At 40.2% G+C, this 5,774-nt stretch carries 6 protein-coding genes; 3 read left to right on the top strand and 3 right to left on the bottom strand.

From position 1 onward, the window contains the following. From AB6E08_RS22585 to AB6E08_RS22575, 3 genes are all read left to right on the top strand, one after another. Positions 1–307 (top strand): tyrosine-type recombinase/integrase (locus AB6E08_RS22585; protein ID WP_372160293.1); only part of this gene is annotated, 307 nt, incomplete at its 5' end. Positions 308–316: 9 nt separating this feature from the next. Continuing rightward, positions 317–1,168, top strand: a complete 852-nt coding sequence (locus AB6E08_RS22580; protein ID WP_108155900.1) for a zeta toxin family protein — start codon at positions 317–319, stop codon at positions 1,166–1,168. A gap of 36 nt (positions 1,169–1,204) precedes the next feature. After that, positions 1,205–1,405 carry a hypothetical protein gene (locus AB6E08_RS22575; RefSeq protein ID WP_108155901.1) on the top strand — a complete coding sequence of 67 codons (201 nt, stop codon included), beginning with the start codon at positions 1,205–1,207 and terminating at the stop codon, positions 1,403–1,405. A gap of 39 nt (positions 1,406–1,444) precedes the next feature. Here AB6E08_RS22575 and AB6E08_RS22570 read toward each other — a convergent pair whose 3' ends face one another. From AB6E08_RS22570 to AB6E08_RS22560, 3 genes are all read right to left on the bottom strand, one after another. Then, positions 1,445–2,725, bottom strand: a complete 1,281-nt coding sequence (locus AB6E08_RS22570) for a hypothetical protein (protein ID WP_372067526.1) — start codon at positions 2,723–2,725, stop codon at positions 1,445–1,447. Between the two features lie 333 nt (positions 2,726–3,058). Next, on the bottom strand, positions 3,059–4,948 hold the full coding sequence (locus tag AB6E08_RS22565) for an ATP-dependent endonuclease (RefSeq protein ID WP_372067523.1): 1,890 nt from the start codon (positions 4,946–4,948) through the stop codon (positions 3,059–3,061). Between the two features lie 64 nt (positions 4,949–5,012). Further along, on the bottom strand, positions 5,013–5,540 hold the full coding sequence (locus tag AB6E08_RS22560; protein ID WP_372067520.1) for a helix-turn-helix transcriptional regulator: 528 nt from the start codon (positions 5,538–5,540) through the stop codon (positions 5,013–5,015). Positions 5,541–5,774: the final 234 nt, after the last annotated feature.

Here is a 5,774-nt window from a genome sequence, read left to right as displayed (position 1 = left end):
AGAGAAGCTGCTTAATAAGCAAGCAAATGATGACAACTACCTTGAAAAACACCGTAAAGGTGAGTTGATATTTCCATATAACCCACGCTCAGTTGGCCGAGGCTTCGTTGAAGTGTGTCAAAAGGTTGGGATTGATAACCTGCGCTATCATGACCTACGCCGTGAAGGTGCAAGCCGTTTGTTCGAGAAAGGCTTTACGATTGAGGAAGTTGCACAAGTAACTGGGCATAGGAACCTAAATACCTTGTGGCAGGTTTATACCCAGCTGTTCCCACATAAATTGCATGACAAATCGATAATTAAGTAGGCTAAGTAAATGGAAGAGTTAAATAATTCCGATGAATTCTATGACGAGATAGCATTTTTTGAACAACTATTGCTCGATTACGACGTGGAACAAGACAAATATAAACGAATGGTTTTGGCAAGAGAAATTGCGCTGATCGAACGACTAAATGGCTTTCAATTCAGAGAACTGATTTCCTCAGATGATCAAAGGCAACATATTAAAGCTAAGATACTAGAGGAGTTACTTGAACTTACGATACCTAAAAATGACGATGACATTAGAATTGGGTATGGTGGGAGCAAACCGAGAAATAGAGTTCGTGCTGATAGAAAGGCAATCATTCTTCTGGGGTTGCCAGCCTCTGGGAAGTCTACTGTGGCTCAAGTTATGTCTGATATGCAAGGCGCATATATTATCGACTCTGACTTTGCTAAACGAAAGTTTCCAGAGCTTACATTTCCAAATGGGGCCTTTTGGACTCACGACGAATCAGATGGCTTAGTTTATTCAGAAGGTGATGGTGTGTTTGCCACCTGTCTAAAGAAAGGCTATAACATGGTAATACCTAAAGTTGGAGCACGACCTGATTCCATCATGGAAATTCATGAGACTTTGACATCACAAAATTACGAAGTGTCTCTAGGCCTCGTGTGGTTAGAACCCCAAAAAGCTTTATCCCGAGCAATTAAGCGATATCAAAAATCAAAACGGTATGTACCGATATTAAAAATAATCGCGGATGGAACTGGACCATTGGAAGTTTACGAACAGCTTAAGGATCAGTTACAACTTGAGCACCACGTTCACCTTTCAAGCGATGTTCCATTCAATGAACCTTGTCACATAGAAGATATGAGTAAACATTGCATTTGGTGGTAATTTTTTTATACTTAGACCATCTTGGAGGGTAAAAAAATGAATAGAGAACAACGAATGTTAGCAGCGAAAGAGCGCATGTTAAGTCGTTATCCTGATCGCGACGCTGAAGAAGCAAAGCATATGGGCTCTTTTAGAGGCCTATCAAAAGAGCAACTTCAAGAGCGCTTTAGAGAGGCAGCAAAAGAGCGAGGCATAAAGCTAAGCGATGAAAAACGTAAAGCTGAAGCCTCTCATTAAACAAATAAAAGAGCACCATTCAGGTGCTCTTTTGCATTTTTAACGTCCGTACTGGGAGTTCAGCTCTGATGGAAAATAATGCTTCCTCTTAATCCAAACCAATCCATCTCCTTTCGAGATAACAGCAACATCAATTGGGCCACCCACTGAGTCCATTTCATATGAAACTTTTCTTTTAAATGCCGTCAGGTTCACTAAAGATTCAGCCATATAAGCTAGCTCGTTTTTCGGTAGGTGTTCGATCATGTCCACAACTTTATTTACATGTGTACTATTAGTGTGCTCTGTCAATTGTGCTCCATACTCTAAAAAACGCTGACTACAGCGTTCTTCAATTATTGCCGATACAGAATCACGCTCTCCCTCTGGGACATACTGCTCAATAAGTTGAGATACTTCTTCACCATACAGGTCCGAAACTCCTTTTAATATTGATAAAAACTCCCTCTTTGTGCTATTGCTGACGCCCTCCATGAAAGTATTTACTTCCTCTTTCTGAGCAAAGGCCTTCACGCCAGCTGAGACACCATTACGGTCAAATGCATCCTTCTCAATGAGTTTTATTACACCACCAAAAGCACCATAAACTTCACACTCACATACTTCAGGGAAGAACTCATCCTCGCCATAGCCAGCAAAAACAAGTCCTGTGGAGCCTATATGAAATGGGTCTTGGCGAAGCAATCTAGCAGAGCAAAGTACATAAAAAGAGTTGCACGTGTTAAGCCAATCTCTATCTTCACTTTCCGTAAACTCTTGGGTCTCAATGCATGCGGTTAGTTCTTGGTAAGCAAACTGATCAAATTCAAAATCTGAATCTTCTAGTGACGTTTCATTCAAGCAGTCGAAATAAGGCGCATCCATATAAAGCTCAAGAAGATCATTAATAGCGATATCGAAAACATCTATTACTCTTAAGCTGTTATCATCAGTTGCCTCCGCCATCTCTAATACCTTATCTAGCGTAGAGTATACGATTTCTCTGATTGCTTCCTGAGTCCAATAACTGACTCTTACTTCAGGAAGGTTGAAGTAGAACTCACGAGTAAATTCTAAAAATGCATCTTTGTACCCGCTTAACTTTGAGTAGAATTTATCACCTTGCTTCTTTCTAAAAGATTTTATAATCAGCTCCCAAGGAACCCCTTGCAGCTCATTCCTTTCATATATCATTATCGCGACTGGGTGATGTTTAGATAAAGCGAATAGCTTTTCAGCATTATTGTAAACTTTACTCGACTTATTTCCTTCAATGGATACTGCTGAGTCTGCAGCAAGTGCTATTGCACTCTTGTTAAAAATGACTACTTCTGCTGTCATAAATTATTCCTAAATACGTGTGCACTTGTTTCAGCGTTATCATGATTAAATTTTGTTTTTGGGTCTTCTCGGCTGATCTGGATCAGGGTTCGTAGCTGGGGTATTTGCTTGCCTTAGACCTGACAAGCCAGGTATTAGGCACGACGTTTTTCCACATTCAGGATAAGGGCAATCTGCCTCATATTGACACTTTTTACAGGAAGAAGCGCGGGATTTTAGATCATTAACAGATATCAACTCGTGACAGTGCGGGCATCCCAAAACCCTTTCAATATTGCCAGCCTTATAAAAATGCTTCATTCATCTATAGCCTTCTATTTTACTTTTTTTCGATTAATTACTTTTTTCTACATGATGCCAAAGCTTGTCGCACAGTTCGGTAAGCTCATCAGTTAACATCCATTCTTCAGGATGACTATTCATATAGCGCACAGCCTCTTTACAGAAAGCGACCTTATCGCGAATTGTGCCCGTTTTGCTTTTCCCTATCTCTTCAAAAAAGCTTTTTTCAAGCCCTTTAGGTTTCTCGACACACAGCTCTAAATAACGACCAATACCAACTGTTTTCTTTGCGTAACTTCCTTGAGTAAATGAATCGAAATTAAGAGAGCAGCCTTTTCTTTGGTTCATTACATTTAAACGTAATTCTGCTGTTTTCTTCATCACTTCTAAGGGTATATAGTTTTCAATTTCTTTTAGTTCTAGCTGATAAAACTGTTTCCCAAGCCATGACGATAAGTTCTCTGTTCGGTCACCTTTCTGGTCAATATCACCATCAGCCAACAAGAAAATTTTGTTATTTAATAAATAAGCACCAGTTTTTTCTAAATCAGACTCTTCATGATTGAACGCCCAGTGAGTGATGTTCGACCCCTGATATTCAACAAATACATAATGGAGGTTTTCAATATGGCTCTTTAATCGGTTCACACGATCCGGTTCGGTTCCTTTATCCTCTAGCTCTATAAGGTATTTACTCATATAGGCACGTAAGTAAAGCTTATCAGTGACACCTTCAACCCAGATTGAACAGTTTGCTAGCAGTACTGAAGAAGCACGCACACCTAACTCGTCAAGCAAGTCATTTAGTTCAGTAGCGCTACGTGTAAGAGTTTTACCCTCATGCTGAGATACTTGATGCGTTGCTACATCATCCCTCTCAAGCGCCAAGTCTAGAAAGTGGTTAGAGTGAGTCGTCATAAAAAACATGTGATGGGGAACGGATGCCAACGCTTCAACCAACGTGCGTTGCATACCCGCATGAAGATACTTCTCAGGTTCTTCAATAAAAAATATTGTCGGATGCTCAGCCATGAAGACTTTGTAGGTAAGGATAATGATCGCTTGAATACCATCACCTAGGTCGTAGATAGGGTGTTCATCTTTATCCCCTTCTTTAAACCATACTACGTTGTCATCAATTCTTGGAGTTAGAGCGATGTCAGCTCCATAAAAGAATTGTTCACTAAGAAATTGCTCAAATTCTCTTACCTTCTTTCGCTGTTTATGCGTACCCAGTAATTGTTGTTTTAAATCTTCAGCAATATTGTACCCAGTAAAAATAGCGTCACTATTAAGGTCTGAATTCTTAAAATAGTCCTTGGCCGTCCTAGATAAATACAGATCTTCACCACTTATGTGTCTAAGCGTCCGCAATGTTGGGATATAGACCTTACAAGTATACTTTCGAGAGAAATTACCAAGATACTCCGTCTTTTCAGACAAAGTAGGATCTGCACTACTTAATGGCTGAAACAAAGCGCTATAAATCAAGTCCCTATCTCGCGTCGACGTTGTCCCATGTCCTCTGGTAGCTCGCTCGTATATTTGGTCTGCTATATCAAACACACCTGCTGGCGATGGGCTTTTTTTCATTTCAAGAATGACAGGCACGATATCCTCAGGCCCTAGATAACTGAAATTCTGAGCTCTTAGTTGCTGCTTGAAATCAGTACAAACAATCCTATCAAGTAGATCATCTACCGATAGTAAATCAGAATTTATATCCCAAAACCCAAAATCCTCTCCAAAAATCTCTCTTAAAACCCGACTCTTTCCTGAGTTATTTTCCCCGACAAAAAAATTAAATTTTTGAACATTAGATAAATCCCACTCACCGACTCCCGATTTAAACTCAAATAACTTTGGGTTCACTTGAGTGAATTTTACTCGGTCGACTACATCTGAAATATCTTTCTCATATTCATCAATTGTTTTAACCATTACGATTCCGGCTTATTACAGAACTATCAATAAAAAAGGCGACCCTGAGGTCGCCTTCGCTTTTCTAAATCACCGCCTTCATGACGGTGGTAACAACTTTCCCGATTACCGCGAACTCGTCGAGTTTCTCCTCATTCTCGATAAACGAATCATATTCTTCTTTGTTGTCTGAGATGACTTTATAGATCTCGGCCATGATGTCGTACTTCAGGCGCTTTATGTAAACGTGCTTACCAATGCGAACAACATAGACACCATGCTTTACGGGGTGACCGAGTTCTCGGGTATCGACTAATACTTCGTCACCGTCACTCAAAGTGTCTTCCATTGAGTCGCCGTGGCAAATGATGATACGAGCATCTTCTTCTGTCAGGCCGAAACGCTTTAACCATAAGCAAGGTAGAAATTCGGTTCTAAGTTGATACTCGGTATCGTTTTGAGCACCAAACCCACAAGACGCATAAACGTTATACACGGGTACAGCGCACATATCGCCTATTTGAGAAGCGGCTTTGACAGACTTCACATTCGAAATCTCTGTGACATTGTCATCGGTGATGTGATGAGATTTACTTAACCAATTGTTTCTCATGGTTTTATCATTCCAACAGAAAATGGACTTAGCAATAGCCTCTCTCCACAAACTCACAACCCAGTCTCCTTAAAGAGACTAAAGCGGACATTAAAGCGTATTACCCTAGTAACGAAGTCATCGCATAACAAACTATAGCCGCAGTTTAAGATCGGTATTGTATATGACTACCTGCGATAAACGGCTTTGTTGCGTAATTAAATTTAAAGATAGAACAACCCCGTTTCGCGTATT

Origin of the sequence: Vibrio sp. 10N.247.310.24 (assembly GCF_041467175.1) — a bacterium.
In the GTDB taxonomy this organism is placed as follows: Bacteria; Pseudomonadota; Gammaproteobacteria; order Enterobacterales; family Vibrionaceae; genus Vibrio; species Vibrio tasmaniensis_A.
This window is presented reverse-complemented; position numbering and strand designations above follow the sequence as displayed.

Coding starts and splice junctions, on each gene's coding strand:
- AB6E08_RS22580 (WP_108155900.1), top strand. CDS start 317: ATGGAAGAGTTAAATAATTCCGATGAATTCTATGACGAGATAGCATTT.
- AB6E08_RS22575 (WP_108155901.1), top strand. CDS start 1,205: ATGAATAGAGAACAACGAATGTTAGCAGCGAAAGAGCGCATGTTAAGT.
- AB6E08_RS22570 (WP_372067526.1), bottom strand. CDS start 2,725: ATGACAGCAGAAGTAGTCATTTTTAACAAGAGTGCAATAGCACTTGCT.
- AB6E08_RS22565 (WP_372067523.1), bottom strand. CDS start 4,948: ATGGTTAAAACAATTGATGAATATGAGAAAGATATTTCAGATGTAGTC.
- AB6E08_RS22560 (WP_372067520.1), bottom strand. CDS start 5,540: ATGAGAAACAATTGGTTAAGTAAATCTCATCACATCACCGATGACAAT.